Raw genomic sequence first — 19,221 nt, forward strand, 5'->3', positions numbered from 1 at the left:
TTAGGCCAGCTTGCCGTGGCAAGCCTTGTATTTCTTGCCGCTGCCGCAAGGGCATGGATCGTTGCGGCCCACTTTGACGCCCATGCTCACGCTCATGTCGTCGACGTTGTCCATGTTGCCGCCGGCCGTAGGCGCCAGCAGTTCTTCCGGCGCCGCGTTCGGGTCGAATTCGGCGTGCTGGTAGTGCACGTTTTCCACGTGCGACTGCTGCATCGCCTGTTCGGCTGCATCGACTTCTTCGCGCGACTGGATACGCACCGTCATCACATGCTTCGTGACGTCGTTCTTGATCATGTCGAGCATCTGGCCAAACAGTTCAAACGCTTCGCGCTTGTATTCCTGTTTCGGGTTCTTCTGCGCATAGCCGCGCAGGTGGATACCCTGGCGCAGATGGTCCAGCGCCGCCAGATGTTCGCGCCAGTGGCTGTCGACGCTTTGCAGCATGACGTTGCGCTCGAAGCCGCCAAACGATTCCTTGCCGACGATATCGATCTTCGACTGGTACACGGCATCGGCCGCGGCCAGCACTTTTTCCAGGATCTCTTCGTCCGTCAGGGTCGAATCGGCTTCCAGCATTTGCTGCAGCGGCAAGTCGAGTTGCCATTCGCTGGCCAGGGTGTTTTCCAGGCCCTTGATATCCCACTGCTCTTCCACCGATTCGTGCGGCACGTACTCGTGCACCAGGTCGGTGAACACGCCATGGCGCAGCGAGCCGATCATTTCGGAAATATCGGTCGTTTCCAGCAGCTCGTTGCGCTGCTGGTAGATCACCTTGCGCTGGTCGTTGGCGACGTCATCGTATTCCAGCAATTGCTTGCGGATGTCGAAGTTGCGCGCCTCGACCTTGCGCTGGGCCGATTCGATCGACCGCGAGACGATGCCCGCTTCGATCGGTTCGCCTTCCGGCATTTTCAGGCGGTCCATCACGGCGCGCACGCGGTCGCCGGCGAAGATGCGCAGCAGCGCGTCGTCGAGCGACAGGTAGAAGCGCGACGAACCGGGGTCGCCCTGGCGGCCGGCACGGCCGCGCAGCTGATTGTCGACGCGGCGCGATTCATGACGTTCGGTGCCGATGATGTGCAAGCCGCCCGCATTGACCACGTGGTCGTGCAGGGATTGCCATTCATCGCGCAGCTTCTGCGACTGGGCGGCCTTGTCGGCATCGCTCAGCTCAGGATTGGCTTCGATGAACTTGATCTGGTTTTCGACGTTACCGCCCAACACGATGTCCGTACCGCGACCGGCCATGTTGGTGGCGATGGTGATGGCTTTCGGACGGCCTGCCTGGGCGATGATTTCCGCTTCGCGCGCATGCTGCTTCGCGTTCAGCACGTTGTGCGGCAAACCGGCCTTGGTCAGGATGCCCGACAGCAATTCCGAGTTCTCGATCGAGGTCGTACCCACCAGCACGGGCTGGCCGCGCTCGTAGCAGTCGCGGATGTCGTTCAGCATCGCGTTGTACTTTTCCGCCGACGACTTGTAGACCTGATCCTGGCGGTCCTTGCGCTGCAGCGGACGGTTTTGCGGAATCACGACCGTTTCCAGGCCGTAGATTTCCTGGAATTCGTACGCTTCCGTATCGGCCGTACCCGTCATGCCGGCCAGCTTGGCGTACATGCGGAAGTAGTTCTGGAAGGTGATCGAGGCCAGGGTCTGGTTCTCGTTCTGGATCTTGACGCCTTCTTTCGCTTCGACGGCCTGGTGCAAGCCATCGGACCAGCGGCGGCCCGTCATCAGACGGCCCGTGAATTCATCGACGATCACCACTTCATTGTTCTGCACCACGTAGTGCTGGTCCTTGAAGTACAGCGCATGCGCGCGCAAGGCCGCATACAGATGGTGCACGAGGGTGATGTTGGCCGAATCGTACAGCGAGGCGCCTTCCGGCAGCAGGCCCATCTCCATCAGGATGCCTTCGGCCTTTTCGTGGCCCGCTTCCGTCAGCAGCACCTGGTGCGCTTTTTCATCCTTGGTATAGTCGCCCGGCACTTCAACCTTGCCCTTGCCGTCCGGCGTTTCTTCGCCGATCTGCAACGTCAGGCGCGCTGGCACTGCATTGATCTTGTGATACAGGTCCGTATGGTTCTCGGCCTGGCCCGAAATGATCAGCGGCGTACGCGCTTCGTCGATCAGGATCGAGTCGACTTCATCGACGATGCCGAAGTTCAGGCTGCGCTGCACGCGCTCGCGCGCTTCGTAGACCATGTTGTCGCGCAGGAAGTCGAAACCGAATTCATTGTTCGTACCGTAGGTGATGTCCGAGTTGTACGCCTGCTGCTTGGCGCTGTGCTCCATCTGCGACATGTTCACGCCCGTCGACAGGCCCAGCCACGCATACAGGCGGCCCATGGTCTCGGCATCGCGCTGCGCCAGGTAATCATTGACGGTGACGATATGCACGCCCTTGCCCGACAAGGCATTCAGGTAGGCTGGCAGGGTTGCCATCAGGGTCTTGCCCTCGCCCGTGCCCATCTCCGCGATCTTGCCAAAATGCAAGACCATGCCGCCGATCATCTGCACATCGAAGTGGCGCATGCGCAGGACGCGCTTGCTGGCCTCGCGGCAGACGGCAAAGGCTTCCGGCAACAAGGCATCGAGCGATTCGCCGGCGGCGATGCGTTCCTTGAAGGCAGGCGTCTTCGCTTGCAGCTCGGCATCCGACAGCTTTTCGATGGCCGGCTCGAGCGCATTGATCTCGCGTACCGTTTTTTGGTATTGCTTGAGCAGCCGCTGGTTGCGGCTACCGAAAATCTGGGTCAGTAATGACATGCTTGAATTCTTGAAAAAACGCCGTTAAAAAAAGCTCGGCAGGTGACGACGAGGTAACAATCGCGTGACCGCACGGAGTTCGACTATGGCAAAAGACGATGATTTTATCATGCGTTCCCGACATGGTTGGGGTAATGCGCCATATAACAATAGCTTAATGACAAACAAATGGCAGAAAATGCGGACATTTTCCATACTGTAAGGCAATACGCTGCCCGCGCCCGCGCCGCACCCGCCGCCGCACTCGTCATGCGCGGGCGAGTGTGCTATGTTTCGGCCATGCGAACTCCCACTTATTCTCCGGCACCGCGCCGCGGCTACGGCTTTGCCCGCTCCGGTCCGGCCGTCACGGGCGCAACCGACTTTCTGCGTGGCAACGCGACGATGGCATCGCTGATGCCCACCGTCACGCGCCTGGCCGCCCTGCAAAAGGATTGCGCCAAGGCCTTGCCGGCCATGTTCGAGCATTGCGACATCCTGCAATTCGAAAGCGGCCAGCTGGTGCTGGCCACGCCGAATGCGGCGCTGGCGGCCAAGCTCAAGCAGCAATTGCCGAAACTGCAAGGGGAACTGGAAAGGAAAGGCTGGCAGATTTCAGGCATCAAGCTGAAAGTGCAAGTAATCAAGAGCATCGCGCCCATCGTGCATACGCGGGCGCTGGTCTTGCCGGAAAAAGCCATGGCGGCCCTGGAAGAGCTGAGCACGGCCCTGCCCGCATCGAAGCAGAACGAGCAGTTGATCGCGGCGCTGCGCAGTTTAGTGCGCCACCACCGCGAACCTAAAGATTAAGACTGTCCGACGACATGTTGACACCTCAGAAAACCGTAGCGAGCGGAAGGGAGAGGTGGCTAACAAGCGCAACCGTACGAAGTACGGGGGCGCCGAGCCGGTGAGCATCGCAGGCCGCCTATACCGACGCGCAGTAGGTTTAATGAGGTGTCGCTCAGATCAGGTCAGCGACCACTCGCGCTCCATTTGACGGAGATACGACTGCGGCGCCGCCTCGTTGGTGGCAAACGAGACGATTTCATACGCATCCGGCTGTTCCAGCAGCGCCAGCAGCAGCTGGTTGTTCAGCGCATGGCCCGACTTGTGCGCCGTGTAATACGCGAGCAAGGGGTGGCCCACCAGGTACAGGTCGCCGATGGCGTCGAGAATCTTGTGGCGCACGAACTCGTCGTCATAGCGCAAGCCGTCCGCGTTGAGGATGCGGTACTCGTCCATGACGATGGCGTTTTCCAGCGAACCGCCACGGGCCAGGCCCATGCCGCGCAAGCTTTCCACGTCCTGCATGAAGCCGAACGTGCGCGCGCGCGCCACGTCGTGCACATACGACACGTCGCCGAAGTCGACGGAGGCGCGCTGCATCGTGCCATCGACGGCCGGATGATTGAATTCGATGAAGAAGTCGAGCTTGAAACCGTCGTACGGCGACAAGCGCGCCCATTTCTCCGCGTCGCCCTTGCCGTGACGCACTTCCACGGGCTTGATGACCTTGATGAACTTTTTCGGCGCTTCCTGCTCTTCCACTCCCGCCTGCTGCAGCAGGTAGACGAAGGACGAGGCGGACCCGTCCATGATGGGAATTTCTTCCGCATTCACGTCGATGTACATATTGTCCACGCCCAGGCCGGCTGCCGCCGACATCAGGTGTTCCACGGTGGACACCCTGGCGCCATCCTTGATCAGCACGGAAGCCATGCGCGTATCGCCCACGGCCATGGCGCTGGCGGGAAACTCGACGATAGGGTCGAGGTCGATGCGGCGAAACACGATGCCCGTGTCGATCGCGGCAGGACGCAAGGTCAGCTCCACCTTGGTGCCAGAGTGCAAACCGACACCGATGGTGCGGACCAGTTGTTTGATAGTGCGTTGTTTTAACATCTGTCGATTATATCCAGTTGCGCGATTTTCGTTGCGACGCGGCATGGTCCACGCCATAAAAACCACAATGGGCCGTCAGGGATGTTCGTTTTCCGCATGCACGGCTTCGCGGCGCACCAGGTAAATGCCGCTGCCGATGATGATGGCCGCGCCGATCAGAGTGTAGTGGTCGGGCAAGGCGCGCCACAGCAGCCAGTCCAGGGCCATGCCCCAGGCCAGGGCCGAATATTCGAACGGCGCCACGCTGGACGCCTTGCCATGGCGAAACGCCTCCGTGATGGCCAATTGCCCCAGGAAGCCGCTGACGGACAGGCCCGCCAGCAGCCACCAGTCTTCGCCGCGGATGCTCACCCATTCGTGCGCCGACAGGGCCACGCCGCCGATGGCCATCATCACCATCAGCCAGAAGACCATGCTTTCGCTGGCGTCCGTGCGGCTGAGGATGCGGCCCGTGACGGCGGAAATGGCGTAACAGGCGGCAGAGCCCAGCACGGCCAGCCCCGCCAGCGAGAAAAATCCCGAACCGTCGGGGCGCAGCGCCACCAGCACACCCAAGAGGCCCACGGCGATGGCGCACCAGCGCGCCACGTCGACGCGTTCCTTCAGGATAAACACCGACAGGACCGTGATCAGCAAGGGCGCGACGAAGAACAGCGAATACGCCTCGGCCAGCGACATGCGCTTCAAGCCATAGGCGAACAGGGTAATCATCATCACGCCCAGCGCGCCGCGCAGCAGGTGCAGCGGCCAGCGCACCCGCAGCACGTTCCTGAAGGCGCCGCGGTACAGCAGGTACAGGCAGACCAGCGGCAACGACGACAGGGCGCGCAAGGCCGTCACCTGCATGGCGGGATAATGGGCGGACAGCAGCTTCATGGCCGTGTCCATCAGGGAAAACATGGCGACCGCGACCAGCATCACATAGATGCTGCGCAGGTTGGGATTGCGGGGTATCAGGACAGACTCCTGGCAAAAGAGCGGGACCGTCATCATGGCGACGGCCGGAGCCAGGACAGCATGGCCGGGAAAGACAGGGCCAGGCGGTCAGCCCGATTATAGCAAGCGCGGCCGTTTTATATTTTCAAAGGGGTAACTATACGGGCAGCAGCATCACCAGTTTCAAGTCGTGCTGGCGCGCCAGGTGCAGGGTCACCTGGTTGAACGCCAGCAAGCCTTGCTGCGGATGCTGGAAACGGCGCAAGCCCCCGTCGCGGCCCTGCACCTGCTGCGCATCCCAGCATAGCCGAAATGGCGCGCTGGCCCCGGCCAGCTCGGCGATCAGGCCGGCCAGCGGCATCTGGTCCGCGTGGCGGCCGATATCGGCGCGGAACTCCGCCACCAGCCGCTGCGCCCGCTCGGGCCAGCCGACGACCAGTTCGCGCGCGCCCGGTTCCAGGAACATGAAGCGCAGCTGGTTCGGCGCGGCCGCTTCCGCATGCAGCCATCCCGCGAACAGGGCGGCGGCGGCGTCATTCCACGCCACCGCATTCCATGCGCGGTCCAGGATATACGCGGGCGCGTCGATGGCGGCGACGATGGCGGCCAGCTCGGCGGCGGCAGGTCCCCCGCCCTCGCCCGTGCCATGGCTGGGGTCATGCTTGTCGGCCACTTCGAACAGATAGGCGCGCTCGGCCGGGCTCAGCTGCAGCACCTGGGCCAGGCGCGCCAGCATCTTGGCCGACGCGGACACGGGCCGCCCCTGCTCCAGCCACGTCAGCCAGGTGGGGCTGACATCGCACAGCTGTGCCAGCTCTTCGCGCCGCAAGCCGGGCGTGCGCCGGCGCCCGCCGCCGGGCAGGCCGGCCATGGCGGGAGTGAGGGCTTCGCGCCGGGCGCGGATGAATTCAGCGAGTTTGCTCGACATGACGGGGATGCATGGTAGTAGATATACCAGTATAAGTTATGGCCTTGTTACAGGATAATTTTATCCTTATTCTGCAGGAACTCACCCATCCACAGGAGAAAACCATGCAGCAGCACGATGTTGTCACCGAACAGTTTGGCAAGACGGCCAATGCCTACCTGAGCAGCGCGGTCCACGCGCAAGGCGTCGACCTGGTGCTGATGCAGGAATGCGCGCGCCGCCATGGCAAGCCGGCGGTACTGGACCTGGGCTGCGGCGCCGGCCACGCCAGCTTTGCCGTCGCCCCCGTGGCGCGCTCCGTCGTCGCCTACGACCTGGCCCAGCCGATGCTCGACGTGGTGGACCACGCCAGGGCGCAGCGGGGCTTGCACAACATCAGCACGCAGCAGGGCGACGTGGCCCGCCTGCCGTTTGCCGACGCCAGCTTCGACATGGTCGTCACGCGCTTTTCCGCGCACCACTGGAACGACGTGGCGGCCGCGCTGGCGGAAGCCTGGCGCGTGCTGCGTCCGAACGGCACCTTGCTGGTGGTCGACATCGTGGCGCCGAAAACGGCCCTGTACGACAGCACCTTGCAGGCGGTGGAAATGCTGCGCGACGCGTCCCACGTGCGCGACTACCGCACGTGCGAATGGGGCGCCAAGTTCGACAATGCGGGCTTTACGCACAGCCTGCGCAGCGTGTGGAAACTGCCCATGCAATTCGACGAGTGGGTGGCGCGCATGCGCACCCCGGGCGAACGGGTGGCGGCCATCCGCAACCTGTTCGACGGCGCGCCTGACGAAGCCCGGCGCTATTTCGCGCTGCAGGACGATTATTCGTTCAGCATCGACGCGGCCATGTTCGAGGCGACAAAACCGCAGGTGCAATAAAAATGGGGTCGGACCCTTTGGGCCCGACCCCAGATTTTGATTTGGGTCGGTAGCAAGCTTTAGCTGGGCATTAACCCGACATCAATTGCCGGGGTCAGACCCTCAGGGTCTGACCCCGACCATCAAGCCAACTGGCCCAGCAGCGTCTCGGCATTCGACACTTCAAACTTGCCGCCCTGCTCGATGTTCAATTGCGTCACGACGCCATTGTCGACCAGCATCGAGTAGCGCTGCGAGCGCGTGCCCATGCCGAACTTGCTGAAGTCGGCGTCCAGGCCCAGGGCCTTGCTGTAGGCGGCGTTGCCGTCAGCCATCATGCGCACCACGCCGGTGGCTTTCTGATCGCGGCCCCAGGCGCCCATCACGAACGCGTCGTTGACGGAGATGCACCAGATTTCATCGACGCCAGCAGCTTTCAGGTCGGCAGCGTGCTTGACGTAGCCTGGCACGTGCTGTGCGGAGCAGGTCGGGGTGTAGGCGCCCGGCAGGCCGAAGATGGCGATCTTCTTGCCCTTGACCAGGTCTTGCACGTTGAACGTGTTCGGGCCCAGTGCGCAGCCTTCGGTTTCGCTTTCGATGAATTCAGCCAGGGTGCCTTCTGGCAGGGTGTCGCCGATCTTGATGGTCATGTTGACTCCTTGTGTACTGTCGGTTGAAGACGCTGCCCGCCGCATGGAGCGGACAGCGCCCGTGATCTGGTTCTGCCGGCATGATGCCGACACTGCGCGATAGTATGCCTGACTTGCCGCATTTGTGCAGAAAATGGCCGGAAAGGCAAAGGCCGACATCAAGAAAAAGATAAAAAAACGGCGGCCCTCAGGCCGCCGTCGTCATTGCAAACATCAAATCACCTTTTCACATTGACGCGCATGAAACATGCTCAGGGCAAGGCGATGCAACCCCGCCATGGGCTTTTTCCACTGCGCTTAATCCGCCTGTTTGCGCAGGAAAGCGGGAATGTCGTACGTCTCCATACCGTTCTTCTCCATCGCGCGCACCTGCTCGGAAGCCGATTCGCGGCGCCATACTGCCGGCGCCTTCATGCCGTCGAAACCGGCTGCCGGCGTGGCCACGCCCACGGTGGTCGTCGCCGCCTGCGCGCCGCCCATCGCTGCCGATGGGGTCAGCGGGCTGTTGTGCGTACCGGTGCGCAGCACTTGCTGCGGTACCAGCTGGATGTTTTTCTTCGCACGGCCCAGGCCCGTGGCCACCACGGTGACGCGGATATCGTCACCCATGGCGTCGTCGTAGGCGATGCCTTGCGCGATCGACGCGTCCGGTGCGGCAAACGCGCGCACGGCAGCCATGACTTCCTTGATCTCCTTGCCTTTCAGGCCACGGCTGGCCGTGACGTTGACCAGCACACCGCGCGCGCCGGACAGGTCGATGCCATCGAGCAGCGGCGAAGCGACAGCCTGTTCGGCCGCGATGCGCGCGCGGTCGACGCCGGACGCCGTCGCCGTGCCCATCATGGCCTTGCCCTGTTCGCCCATGATGGTTTTCACGTCGTTGAAGTCGACGTTGATATGGCCAGGCACGTTGATGATCTCGGCAATGCCGGCCACCGCGTTGTTGAGCACATCATCGGCATGCTGCATCCATTCCAGCATGCTTTCGTCTTCGTAGATCTCTTCCAGTTTTTCATTCAGGATGATGATCAGCGAATCGACGTGCAGGGACAGCTGCTCCAGGCCTTCATCGGCGATGTCCATGCACTTCTGGCCTTCGTACGAGAATGGCTTGGAAACCACGGCCACCGTCAGCGCGCCCAGTTCCTTGGCCACTTCGGCCACGATAGGAGCGGCGCCCGTGCCCGTGCCGCCGCCCATGCCGGCAGCGATGAAGACCATGTGCGCGCCGCGCAGCGAATCGGCGATGCGCGTGCGCGATTCTTCGGCCAGCTGGCGGCCGACGGCAGGCTTCATGCCGGCACCCAGGCCCGTATCGCCGATCTGGATGATGTTGTGGGCCTTCGATGTCGACAGGGCTTGTGCGTCGGTGTTGGCGGCAATGAACTCCACACCCGACATGCCTTTGTTGATCATGTGTTGGACTGCATTGCCACCCGCACCGCCGACGCCGACGACCTTGATGACGGTACCTAAAGCTGTGTTATCGACCATATCGAACTCCATGATGTGCTCCTATCAGATGCGGTTTCCAAGCGCCAGGCCTCATATTGGTAGGAGAACTGGAGATTGAAAACTGCGGTTAAATATAAAATAAAGTTATGTGTGTGTACCTGCGATGCTGCCAAAAAACCTGTACTGCCGGGCGTAAATCAGGCCCTTAAAAATTCCCTAAAAACCATTCCTTCATGCGCTGCCAGACTGCCTTCACCGAGCCGTCCTGACGCGTCACGATGTGGCCGCGCAGGTATTGCTTCTTCGCTTCCAGCAGCAGGCCCAACACCGTGGCATAGCGCGGACTGCGCACCACGTCGGCCAGCTGGCCCCGATACTCGGGCGTGCCCAGGCGCGCCGGTTTCAGGAAAATGTCTTCCGCCATTTCCACCATGCCGGGCATGATGGAAGTGCCGCCCGTGAGCACGATGCCCGACGACAGCACGCCTTCGTAACCGGATTCGCGCACCACCTGGTGCACCATGGCGAACAGCTCCTCGACGCGCGGCTCGATCACTGCCGCTAGCGCCTGGCGCGACAGGTTGCGCGGGCCGCGGTCGCCCAGGCCCGGCACTTCCAGCGATTCGCCGGGATCGGCCAGGACCTGCTTGGCCACGCCATAGCGGATCTTGATTTCTTCCGCTTCCGCGGTCGGGGTACGCAAGGCCATGGCGATGTCGTTGGTGATCTGGTCGCCGGCGATGGGAATGACTGCCGTATGGCGGATCGCGCCATCGGAGAATACCGCCACATCGGTCGTGCCGCCGCCGATGTCGATCAGCACCACGCCCAGCTCCTTCTCGTCGGGCGTGAGCACCGCATCGGCGGACGCCATCGGCTGCAGGATCAGGTCCGACACTTCCAGGCCGCAGCGGCGCACGCACTTGACGATGTTCTGCACTGCCGACACGGCGCCGGTGACGATATGCACCTTCACCTCCAGGCGGATGCCGCTCATGCCGATCGGCTCGCGCACGTCTTCCTGGCTGTCGACGATGAACTCTTGCGGCACCGTGTGCAGCAATTGCTGATCGGTCGGAATGTTAACCGCTTTTGCCGTCTCGATGACGCGCGCCACGTCGGTCGCCGTCACCTCCTTGTCCTTGATGGCCACCATGCCGCTGGAATTGAAGCTGCGGATATGGCTGCCCGCAATGCCCGCGTAGACATTGCGGATCTTGCAGTCGGCCATCAGCTCGGCCTCTTCCAGCGCGCGCTGGATGGACTCCACCGTGGCCTCGATATTGACCACCACGCCTTTTTTCAGGCCCTTCGATTCGTGCTGGCCCAGCCCGATCACTTCGTGGCGCCCGTCGGACATCACTTCGGCTACCACCGCCACCACTTTCGAGGTGCCGATGTCGAGGCCGACGATCAGGTTTTTCGCGTCTTTTGTCATTTCTGTCGCCTAGTTTTTTGGGCTATTGTTAAATTGAGTATTAAGTTAAGTCGGTTTTTTAATCGGACTGCCATTTTTCTTCCTGATCGCTGCCGCTGGCCGTCCATCCTTGCCTTCGGCCGGTATCACCAGGCCTGCGGAGCTGAGCGCCAGGCCATTCTGGTAGCGCATATCGATCGTGTCGATATTCTCCAGCCGGCTCGCCAGCTGCGGGTAAATGCCCACCAGCCGGTCGACCCGCGCCTTCAGGGTCGTATGATTCTGCTCGCGTCCCAGCGCCACGCTCATGCCGTTGTTCAGTTTCACGGTCCACGCATAGCGGCTCGACAGAGACAGCGATTCCGGCACCATTTTCAGGGGCGCGAACCACTTTTCCAGCTGCACATACGTGGCCAGTACTTCCTTCTCGCTGCCGTCCGGGCCAGCGAAGGCGGGCAATTCATGGTCATCTTCGGCTTCGGCCACATTCGCAGTAAACACATCGCCCTTGACCGACAGCAGGCGTCCATCCTCGCCCCACGTGCCCAGCGCCTCGTGTTCTTCCAGCGCCACGATCAGCTGGTTCGGCCACTCGCGCCGCACGCTGGCGCGGCGCACCCAGGGCACGGATTCGAACACGCCGCGCACGCTTTCCAGGTTGGTCGTGAAGAAATTGCCCTTGATGCGGCCCAGGGTGCCGCTGCGCAGGGTCAGGTAATTCACGTGGCGCAGGCCCTTGTCGTCCGCGCTTTCCACCTTGATCGTGCGCAGGTCGAACATGGGACGCTGCGACACCCACCAGACGCCGGCGGCCACGCACACGACCAGGACCGCGGCCAGCAAGCCGTTGGCAGTCGTATTGAGGCTTTTAGCGTCATGCCACATATCAGCGTTTTCCCTTGTGCATTTTCAGGCTTGCGCCGGCGACGATTTCCAGGCACAGGTCTTCATAACTGGTGCCTTCCGCGCGCGCCGCCATCGGCACGAGCGAGTGGCCCGTCATGCCCGGCGAGGTATTCACTTCCAGCAAAAACAGCTTGCTGTCGGCCGCACGCATCAGCACGTCGACGCGTCCCCAGCCTTCGCAGTCCAGGGCGCGGTAGGCGGCAAGGGCGATGCGTTCCATCTCTGCGATGATCGCGCCATCGAGCTGCGGCGGGCAGAAATACTGCGTATCGTCCGTGAAGTACTTGTTCTGATAGTCGTAGTTGCCTTGCGGCGCGACGATTTCGATCGGCGGCAGCGCGCGCGCCGTGGCGCCCTTGCCCAGGATCGCGACGGTGAATTCGCGGCCCTTGATGAATTCCTCGGCCAGCACCGAATCATCGAGGCCGGCGGCGATGTCGTAGGCAGCCTGGAAGGCCGACGCTTCATTGACCGTCGTGATGCCGATGCTCGAGCCTTCATGCGGCGGCTTGACGATCAGCGGCAAGCCCAGTTCCGCGGCGACCTTGGCCAGGTCGGAGCTGTCGTCCAGCACCGCGTACTTGGGCGTCGGCAGCTGGTGCATCAGCCAGATCATCTTGGTGTAGACCTTGTCCATGCCAACCGAGCAGGCCATCACGCCGCTGCCCGTGTACGGAATGCCCAGCTGCTCCAGCGCGCCCTGCAGGCTGCCGTCTTCGCCGAAGCGGCCGTGCAGCGCGATGAAGACGCGGTCAAATTTCTCGGCAGCCAGTTCGGCCAGGCTGCGTTCGCCCGTATCGAAGCCATGCGCATCCACGCCATGGCTCTTCAATGCGGCCAGCACGCCGGCGCCGGACATCAGCGACACTTCGCGCTCGGCCGAGCGGCCGCCGAACAGGACGCCGACCTTGCCCAATTGTTTAACGTCGATAGCTGAAGCTTGGTTCACGTCAGGCCTTTACAGTGTGAGATTGATACGTTGTCAGTTGATTCGGGATGCCGCTGATCGAGCCTGCTCCCATGGTCAGCACGACGTCGCCGTCGCGCGCCACGCTCATGATGGTGTCGGCCATGTCCGTCATGGACTCGACGAAAATCGGTTCGATCTTGCCGCGCGCGCGCAGCGCATGCGCCAGTGCGCGGCCGTCGGCGGCGACGATAGGCGCTTCGCCTGCCGCATACACTTCGGACAGCAGCAGCACGTCGGGCGCGCCCAGCACCTTGACGAAATCCTCGAACAGGTCGCGCGTGCGGCTGTAGCGGTGCGGCTGGAACGCCAGCACCAGGCGGCGGCCAGGATAGGCGGCGCGCGCGGCAGCCAGCGTCACTTCCGTTTCCACCGGATGGTGGCCGAAATCATCGACCAGCGCAAAGGTGCCGCCGTTCGGCAGCGCCACTTCGCCGTAGCGCGTAAAGCGCCGGCCCACGCCGGAGAACTCGGCCAGGCCCTGCTGCGTGGCGCTGTCGGCGATGCCGATTTCGCGCGCGATGGCGATGGCCGAGCAGGCATTCTGCACATTGTGCATGCCGGGCTGGTTCAGCACCACGTCCAGGTCGGGATAGCCTTCCTGCAGCACGGTGAAATGCATTTCCAGGCCCACGGCGCGCGCGTTGACGGCGCGCACTTGCGCGTCTTCCGCGAAACCGTAGGTGGTGACGGGCTTGGTGACGGCCGGGATGATGGCGCGCACGTGCGGATCGTCGATGCACAGCATGGCGCGGCCATAGAACGGCAGGCGGTGCGTGAACTGCACGAAAGCCTGCTTGAGCTTTTCGAAATCGTGCTCGTAGGTGTCCATGTGATCGGCGTCGATGTTCGTGATCACTTCGATCATCGGCGTCAGGTTCAGGAACGAGGCGTCCGACTCATCGGCTTCGGCCACCAGGTAGTCGCCCGAACCCAGCTTGGCGTTCGCGCCGGCGCTGGTCAGACGGCCGCCGATGACGAAGGTGGGATCGAGGCCGCCCTGCGCCAGCACGGAAGCGACCAGGCTGGTCGTTGTCGTCTTGCCATGCGTGCCCGCGATCGCGATACCGCGTTTCAAGCGCATCAATTCACCGAGCATCACGGCGCGCGGCACCAGCGGAATCTTGCGCGCACGCGCAGCGGCCACTTCCGGATTGTCCTGCGGGACGGCGCCCGACGTCACCACCGCATCGGCGTCGCCGATATTTTCCGCCGCGTGACCGAGCATGACGGTCGCGCCCAGGCTCGCCAGGCGCTGCGTCGCCGCATTGCTGCCCAGGTCGGAGCCCGACACCTTGTAGCCCAGGTTGACCAGCACTTCGGCGATGCCGCTCATGCCGCTGCCGCCAATGCCGACAAAGTGGATATTGTTTACTTTATGCTTCACGGAGCTAACCTCATGCCAGTTTTTCCAATACGTGTGCGATCGCCTCATTGGCGTCGCGCTTGCCTGCTGCCAGTGCCGCTTGCGCCATCTGCCGGCAAGTGTCGCGGCTCAGCGACGCCAGCAGCGCGCTCAGCGACGCCGCACTCATTTCCGTCTGCGGCAAATGAATCGCCGCACCTTGTTTTGCCATCCATTGCGCGTTGTCGCGCTGGTGGCTGGTGGTCGACGCCACCAGCGGCACGAGCACGCTGGCCACGCCGGCCGCCGTCAATTCCGACAGGGTGATGGCGCCAGCGCGGCAGATCACCAGGTCGGCCTCGGTATACGCCCTGGCCATGTCGTCGATGAAGTCGACCACATTGGCCTGCACGCCCGCTTGCGCATACGCGGCATGCAGGGCGTCGATATTCTTCTTGCCCGACTGGTGCGTCACCAGCGGACGTTCGCCCACAGGCATCAGGGCCAGCGCGGCAGGCAGGCTGTCGTTCAGCGCTTTCGCGCCCAGGCTGCCGCCCACCACCAGGATGCGCAGCGGGCCGCTGCGGCCCGCGAAACGCGCGGCCGGCGGCGCCATGGCGAGGATTTCCGCGCGCACGGGATTGCCCGTGACGACGGCCTTGCCGGCCGCACTGCCGAAATCGGCGGGAAAACCGAAGCATACTTGCTGCGCCAGCGGCACCAGCGTCTTGTTCGACAACAGCAGCGCCGCGTCGGCATTCACCAGCACCAGCGGCACGCCCTTCAGGCGCGCCATCAGGCCGCCCGGCACGGTGACGTAGCCGCCCATGCCCATCACCACGTCCGGCTTGCGGCTGGCAATGAAACGGCGGATGGCAAAGAAGCTGGCCAGCATCCTGAAGCCACCCTTGACCGTGTGCGCCAGGCCCTTGCCGCGCATGCCCGAGAAGGCGATGGCATCCATGGGAATGCCGCTCTTCGGCACCAGGTCCTGCTCCATGCCGTGGGTCGTGCCCAGCCAGCTCACTTCCCAGCCGCGCGCGCGCATGGTCTGCGCAATCGCCAGGCCCGGGAAGATATGGCCGCCGGTGCCGGCCGCCATGATCATCAGTCTTTTCGTCGTTTTCAAGTTCGTCACGTTGTTCATAGCCGGCCTCCCCGCATCAGGATCCGGTTTTCGTAATCGATGCGCAGCAGGATCGCCAGGCCGATACAGTTAATCAGTACGCCCGTGCCGCCATAGCTCATCAAGGGCAAGGTCAGCCCCTTGGTCGGCAGCAGGCCCAGGTTCACGCCCATGTTGATGAAGGTCTGCACGCCGATCCAGATGGCGATGCCTTTCGCCGTCAGGCCGGCGAAAGTCTGGTCGATGGCGATCGCCTGGCGGCCGATGTCGAACGCGCGCTTGATAATCCAGTAAAACATGCCGATCACGATCAGCACGCCCACCAGGCCCAGTTCCTCGCCGATCACGGCCAGCAGAAAGTCCGTGTGCGCTTCGGGCAGGTAGTGCAGCTTTTCCACGCTGCCGCCCAGTCCCACGCCAAACAGTTCGCCGCGTCCGAAGGCGATCAGCGAGTGCGTCAGCTGGTAGGCCTTGTTCAACGCATTGTCTTCCTGCCACGGGTCGAGATACGCAAAAAACCGCTCGCGGCGGAATTTCGACAAGGCGATGATGGTGACGAAGATCGCCGTCAGCATGGCGCCGATGCCGCCGAACCAGATGGCGTTGACGCCGCCCAAAAACAGGATGCCCATGGCGATGCAGACGATCACGCCGAAAGCGCCCAGGTCGGGCTCCATCAGCAGCAGCAGGCCGACGAAGCTGACGGCCAGCGCCATCGGCATGAAGCCCTTGGTCAGCTTGTGCATGTATTCCTGCTTGCGCACCGTGTAGTCGGCCGCGTACAGCACCATCACCACCTTCATCAGCTCGGACGGCTGCGGACGCAGGCCCGGCAAGTTCAGCCAGCGGCGGCCGCCGTTGACCGACACGCCCAGGCCCGGGATCAGTACCATCACCAGCAGCACCAGGGTGCCGATGAACAGCCACGGCGCGATCTTTTGCCAGGTGGCGATGCGGATGCGGAATACCATGGCGGCGACGACGATCGACACGCCGATGAACAGCGCCTGGCGCACGACGAAATAATTGTTCGTGTAGGCGGCAAACTTGCGCGCATCGGACAGCGAAATCGACGCCGAATACACCATCACCATGCCCAGCAACATCAGCAGCAGGACGACCCACACCAGCGGCTTGTCGTAGTCCATCATCTTCGACTGCCGCGCGCGGCTATCCAGCGGCTTGGCAGCCGAGCCGGAACCAAAGCTGAAGGGCAGCTGGAAGGCCATCAGATATCCTGTCCGTTTTCCAGGGCGATGTCGCGCACGGCGTCGACAAACACCTGCGCGCGGTGCGCATAGTTCTTGAACATGTCCAGGCTGGCGCACGCGGGCGACAGCAGCACGGCATCGCCGGCCAGCGCCAGGCTGCTGGCGCGCTTGACCGCTTCCGGCAAGGTGGCGCAGTCGATGAGGTCCACGCCAGCCGGTTCCAGGGCCGCGCGCAGCGCCGGCGCGTCGCGGCCGATCAGCACCACGGCGCGCACGTAGCGCGACACGGGTTCGGCCAGCGGCGAGAAATCCTGCCCCTTGCCGTCGCCGCCGGCGATCAGCACCAGGCGCTGTTCCGCGCCGCCAAACGCCTTGCCCAGGCCGAACAGGGCCGCCACCGTGGCGCCCACATTCGTGCCCTTGCTGTCGTCGTAGTATTCGACGTCATTGACGGCCGTGATCAGTTCCACGCGGTGCGGCTCGCCCTGGTATTCGCGCAAGCCGTGCAGCAGCGGCGCGAACGGCAGGCCGATGGCGCGGCACAGGGCCAGCGCGGCCAGCGCATTCGCGGCATTGTGCTGGCCACGGATCTTCAGCGCGTCGGCCGGCATCAGTTTCTTTGCCATCGTCGGCACCGGTTCCGGCGCCGGATCGTTCTTCTTGCGCTTCTTCTCGATCACTTCTTCGCTGGGCACGGCTTGCGCCAGCCAGAAGATGCCGCGCTCGTTGACCAGGCCAAAGCTGTCGGCTTCCGCCGGTTCGCCCGTGCCGAAGGTGATGGTCTCCGCCAGCGGATCGGCCATGTGCATGACTAAGGCATCGTCGCGGTTCAATATGCGCACGGTCTCGGCGCCGAAGATGCGCGCCTTGTCGGCTGCGTAGGCGGCCATGTCGCCATGCCAGTCCAGGTGGTCCTGCGACAGGTTCAGCACCGTGGCCGCGTCGGCCTGCAGGCTGAACGTCGTGTGCAGCTGAAAGCTGGACAGTTCCAATATCCACGCCTGCGGCAGGCTGCTGGCCACGGCTTCGGCGGGTTCCGCCGCGTCGCCGCCGTCTTCCGCGGCGGCCGGCGCCGGTGCCGGAACAGGAACCGGCTCCGCATCGAGCACTTCGCGCAGCACGTCCAGCGCGGCAGGGCTGATATTGCCGGCCAGGCGCGTGGCCAGGCCGGCGCGTTCGCACAGCAGGCCGACCAGGCTGGTGACGGTCGTCTTGCCGTTGGTGCCCGTGATGGCGATGACCTTCGGCGCATAGCCGCGTTCCGTCTTGAGGAACGCCAGCGCCTGCGCGAACAGTTCGATCTCGCCCCACACGGGGATATTCTTTTCCTGCGCGGCCGGCGCAATGTGCGCCAGTTCGCGGCCCGGCGCCAGGCCGGGGCTGACGGCGACGAAATCGACGCCGTCGAGCAGTTCGGCCGTGAAGGCGCCGGCGATGAATTGCGCTTGCGGCACGGCGGCCTGCAGCGCGGCCAGGCGCTCCGGGGTTTCCCTTGTGTCGGCCACGCGCACGCAGGCGCCGCAGCGCGCCAGCCACAGGGCCATGGCCAGCCCCGATTCGCCGAGGCCCAGTACCAGTGCGGTTTTAGCGTCGTACATCATCATCGCAGCTTCAAGGTGGTCAGGCCGAGCAGCACCAGCATCATGGTGATGATCCAGAAACGCACGACAACCTGCGTCTCTTTCCAGCCTTTTTGTTCGAAATGGTGGTGCAGTGGCGCCATCAGGAAGACGCGGCGGCCCGCGCCATAGCGTTTCTTGGTGTATTTGAACCAGACGACCTGGATGATCACGGACAGCGTTTCGACGACGAAGATGCCGCCCATGATGAACAGGACGATTTCCTGGCGCACGATGACGGCGATGGTGCCCAGTGCGCCGCCCAGCGCCAGTGCGCCCACGTCGCCCATGAAGACCTTGGCGGGATGCGTGTTATACCAGAGGAAGGCCAGGCCGGAACCGGCCAGCGCGCCGCAGAAGATCACCAGTTCGCCGGCGCCCGGAATGTGCGGGATGAACAGGTAGCGCGCATACGTGGCATTGCCCGTCAGGTAGGCGAACAGGCCCAGGGCCGTGCCCACCATCACGGTCGGCATGATGGCCAGGCCATCGAGGCCGTCCGTGAAGTTGACGGCATTGCTGGTGCCGACGATGACGCAGTAGGTCAGCGCGATGAAGCCCCACACGCCCAGCGGATAGCTGATGGTCTTGAAGAACGGGACGATCAGGTCGGCCTTCGGCGGCAGGTCCATGGCGAAGCCGGACTGCACCCAGGCGTAGATCAGGTTCCACACGTGGCCCGCGTCCGGTTCCGACACGGAGACGGAAAACGCCAGGTAGAAGGCGGCAACGATGCCGATCAGCGACTGCCAGAAGTATTTTTCGCGCGAGCGCATGCCTTCCGGGTCCTGGTGCACCACCTTGCGGTAGTCGTCGGCCCAGCCGACGGCGCCAAAGCCCAGGGTGACGATCAGCACAGGCCAGATGAAGCGGTTCGACAGGTCGGCCCACAGCAGGGTGGAAATGCCGATGGCGATGAGGATCAGCACGCCGCCCATGGTGGGCGTGCCGTGTTTTTTCAGATGCGTCTGCGGGCCGTCCGTGCGCACGGCCTGGCCGACCTTCATGCGCGTGAGCATGCGGATCACGGCGGGACCGGCGCACAGGCCGATCAGGATGGCCGTCAACGTGGCGAAGACGGCGCGGAAAGTGATGAAGTTAAAGACCCGCAATGGGCCAATGTCGTCCTGGAAATAATGAGCGAGCCAGAGCAGCAT

16 protein-coding genes are annotated in these 19,221 nt (G+C 63.3%); 2 read left to right on the forward strand and 14 right to left on the reverse strand.

Features of this window, described 5'->3' with window-relative positions:
• Positions 1-2,769, reverse strand: coding sequence for a preprotein translocase subunit SecA (secA, locus tag GCN74_RS16355; protein WP_152257667.1), 2,769 nt, complete (start codon positions 2,767-2,769; stop codon positions 1-3).
• A gap of 279 nt (positions 2,770-3,048) precedes the next feature.
• Here secA and GCN74_RS16360 point away from each other — a divergent pair, with 279 nt between their 5' ends.
• Complete coding sequence (locus tag GCN74_RS16360) at positions 3,049-3,558, forward strand: DciA family protein (RefSeq protein WP_152257668.1); 510 nt, start codon at positions 3,049-3,051, stop codon at positions 3,556-3,558.
• A 159-nt stretch (positions 3,559-3,717) separates the two neighbouring features.
• Here GCN74_RS16360 and lpxC read toward each other — a convergent pair whose 3' ends face one another.
• The 3 genes from lpxC to GCN74_RS16375 form a co-directional block, all read right to left on the reverse strand.
• Positions 3,718-4,653 carry a UDP-3-O-acyl-N-acetylglucosamine deacetylase gene (lpxC, locus tag GCN74_RS16365; protein ID WP_152257669.1) on the reverse strand — a complete coding sequence of 312 codons (936 nt, stop codon included), beginning with the start codon at positions 4,651-4,653 and terminating at the stop codon, positions 3,718-3,720.
• Between the two features lie 75 nt (positions 4,654-4,728).
• Positions 4,729-5,571, reverse strand: a complete 843-nt coding sequence (locus GCN74_RS16370; RefSeq protein ID WP_152257715.1) for a DMT family transporter — start codon at positions 5,569-5,571, stop codon at positions 4,729-4,731.
• Positions 5,572-5,746: 175 nt separating this feature from the next.
• Positions 5,747-6,517 (reverse strand): helix-turn-helix transcriptional regulator, encoded by a 771-nt coding sequence (locus GCN74_RS16375; RefSeq protein WP_152257670.1) that lies wholly within the window; start codon positions 6,515-6,517, stop codon positions 5,747-5,749.
• A gap of 104 nt (positions 6,518-6,621) precedes the next feature.
• Between GCN74_RS16375 and GCN74_RS16380 the strand changes: the two genes are divergently transcribed.
• Positions 6,622-7,389 (forward strand): class I SAM-dependent methyltransferase, encoded by a 768-nt coding sequence (locus GCN74_RS16380; protein ID WP_152257671.1) that lies wholly within the window; start codon positions 6,622-6,624, stop codon positions 7,387-7,389.
• Between the two features lie 122 nt (positions 7,390-7,511).
• On the opposite strand, the gene GCN74_RS16385 is transcribed toward GCN74_RS16380, so the two are convergent.
• From GCN74_RS16385 to mraY, 10 genes are all read right to left on the reverse strand, one after another.
• Complete coding sequence (locus tag GCN74_RS16385) at positions 7,512-8,018, reverse strand: peroxiredoxin (RefSeq protein ID WP_152257672.1); 507 nt, start codon at positions 8,016-8,018, stop codon at positions 7,512-7,514.
• A 297-nt stretch (positions 8,019-8,315) separates the two neighbouring features.
• A complete protein-coding gene (gene ftsZ, locus GCN74_RS16390) occupies positions 8,316-9,524 on the reverse strand; it encodes a cell division protein FtsZ (protein ID WP_152257673.1) in 1,209 nt (402 codons plus the stop codon).
• 154 nt (positions 9,525-9,678) lie between these two features.
• Positions 9,679-10,911: a cell division protein FtsA gene (gene ftsA / locus GCN74_RS16395; RefSeq protein WP_010394955.1), complete on the reverse strand. Its 1,233-nt coding sequence runs from the start codon at positions 10,909-10,911 to the stop codon at positions 9,679-9,681.
• A 45-nt stretch (positions 10,912-10,956) separates the two neighbouring features.
• Complete coding sequence (locus GCN74_RS16400; protein ID WP_152257674.1) at positions 10,957-11,775, reverse strand: cell division protein FtsQ/DivIB; 819 nt, start codon at positions 11,773-11,775, stop codon at positions 10,957-10,959.
• 1 nt (position 11,776) lies between these two features.
• A complete protein-coding gene (locus GCN74_RS16405) occupies positions 11,777-12,745 on the reverse strand; it encodes a D-alanine--D-alanine ligase (protein ID WP_226939081.1) in 969 nt (322 codons plus the stop codon).
• 1 nt (position 12,746) lies between these two features.
• Entirely contained in the window at positions 12,747-14,150 is a 1,404-nt protein-coding gene (gene murC, locus GCN74_RS16410) for a UDP-N-acetylmuramate--L-alanine ligase (RefSeq protein WP_152257675.1), read from the reverse strand.
• Positions 14,151-14,160: 10 nt separating this feature from the next.
• Entirely contained in the window at positions 14,161-15,255 is a 1,095-nt protein-coding gene (gene murG / locus GCN74_RS16415) for an undecaprenyldiphospho-muramoylpentapeptide beta-N-acetylglucosaminyltransferase (RefSeq protein WP_152257676.1), read from the reverse strand.
• The gene (gene ftsW / locus GCN74_RS16420; RefSeq protein WP_152257677.1) at positions 15,252-16,463 is read right to left on the reverse strand and encodes a putative lipid II flippase FtsW; all 1,212 of its coding nucleotides are present in this window, start codon (positions 16,461-16,463) and stop codon (positions 15,252-15,254) included. Before ftsW ends, murG begins: the two co-directional genes overlap by 4 nt.
• Positions 16,463-18,046 (reverse strand): UDP-N-acetylmuramoyl-L-alanine--D-glutamate ligase, encoded by a 1,584-nt coding sequence (murD, locus tag GCN74_RS16425; RefSeq protein ID WP_152257717.1) that lies wholly within the window; start codon positions 18,044-18,046, stop codon positions 16,463-16,465. The genes ftsW and murD overlap by 1 nt, the downstream gene beginning before the upstream one ends.
• Positions 18,046-19,221: a phospho-N-acetylmuramoyl-pentapeptide-transferase gene (gene mraY / locus GCN74_RS16430; protein WP_034748886.1), complete on the reverse strand. Its 1,176-nt coding sequence runs from the start codon at positions 19,219-19,221 to the stop codon at positions 18,046-18,048. Before mraY ends, murD begins: the two co-directional genes overlap by 1 nt.

The organism is Janthinobacterium sp. FT14W (assembly GCF_009208755.1).
Taxonomy (GTDB): domain Bacteria; phylum Pseudomonadota; class Gammaproteobacteria; order Burkholderiales; family Burkholderiaceae_D; genus Janthinobacterium; species Janthinobacterium violaceinigrum.

What these genes read in the sequence shown, in the direction of transcription:
- secA (WP_152257667.1), bottom strand. Translation starts at nt 2,769, where the DNA reads ATGTCATTACTGACCCAGATTTTCGGTAGCCGCAACCAGCGGCTGCTC.
- GCN74_RS16360 (WP_152257668.1), top strand. Translation starts at nt 3,049, where the DNA reads ATGCGAACTCCCACTTATTCTCCGGCACCGCGCCGCGGCTACGGCTTT.
- lpxC (WP_152257669.1), bottom strand. Translation starts at nt 4,653, where the DNA reads ATGTTAAAACAACGCACTATCAAACAACTGGTCCGCACCATCGGTGTC.
- GCN74_RS16370 (WP_152257715.1), bottom strand. Translation starts at nt 5,571, where the DNA reads ATGCTGGTCGCGGTCGCCATGTTTTCCCTGATGGACACGGCCATGAAG.
- GCN74_RS16375 (WP_152257670.1), bottom strand. Translation starts at nt 6,517, where the DNA reads ATGTCGAGCAAACTCGCTGAATTCATCCGCGCCCGGCGCGAAGCCCTC.
- GCN74_RS16380 (WP_152257671.1), top strand. Translation starts at nt 6,622, where the DNA reads ATGCAGCAGCACGATGTTGTCACCGAACAGTTTGGCAAGACGGCCAAT.
- GCN74_RS16385 (WP_152257672.1), bottom strand. Translation starts at nt 8,018, where the DNA reads ATGACCATCAAGATCGGCGACACCCTGCCAGAAGGCACCCTGGCTGAA.
- ftsZ (WP_152257673.1), bottom strand. Translation starts at nt 9,524, where the DNA reads ATGGAGTTCGATATGGTCGATAACACAGCTTTAGGTACCGTCATCAAG.
- ftsA (WP_010394955.1), bottom strand. Translation starts at nt 10,911, where the DNA reads ATGACAAAAGACGCGAAAAACCTGATCGTCGGCCTCGACATCGGCACC.
- GCN74_RS16400 (WP_152257674.1), bottom strand. Translation starts at nt 11,775, where the DNA reads ATGTGGCATGACGCTAAAAGCCTCAATACGACTGCCAACGGCTTGCTG.
- murG (WP_152257676.1), bottom strand. Translation starts at nt 15,255, where the DNA reads ATGAACAACGTGACGAACTTGAAAACGACGAAAAGACTGATGATCATG.
- ftsW (WP_152257677.1), bottom strand. Translation starts at nt 16,463, where the DNA reads ATGGCCTTCCAGCTGCCCTTCAGCTTTGGTTCCGGCTCGGCTGCCAAG.
- murD (WP_152257717.1), bottom strand. Translation starts at nt 18,046, where the DNA reads ATGATGTACGACGCTAAAACCGCACTGGTACTGGGCCTCGGCGAATCG.
- mraY (WP_034748886.1), bottom strand. Translation starts at nt 19,221, where the DNA reads ATGCTGCTCTGGCTCGCTCATTATTTCCAGGACGACATTGGCCCATTG.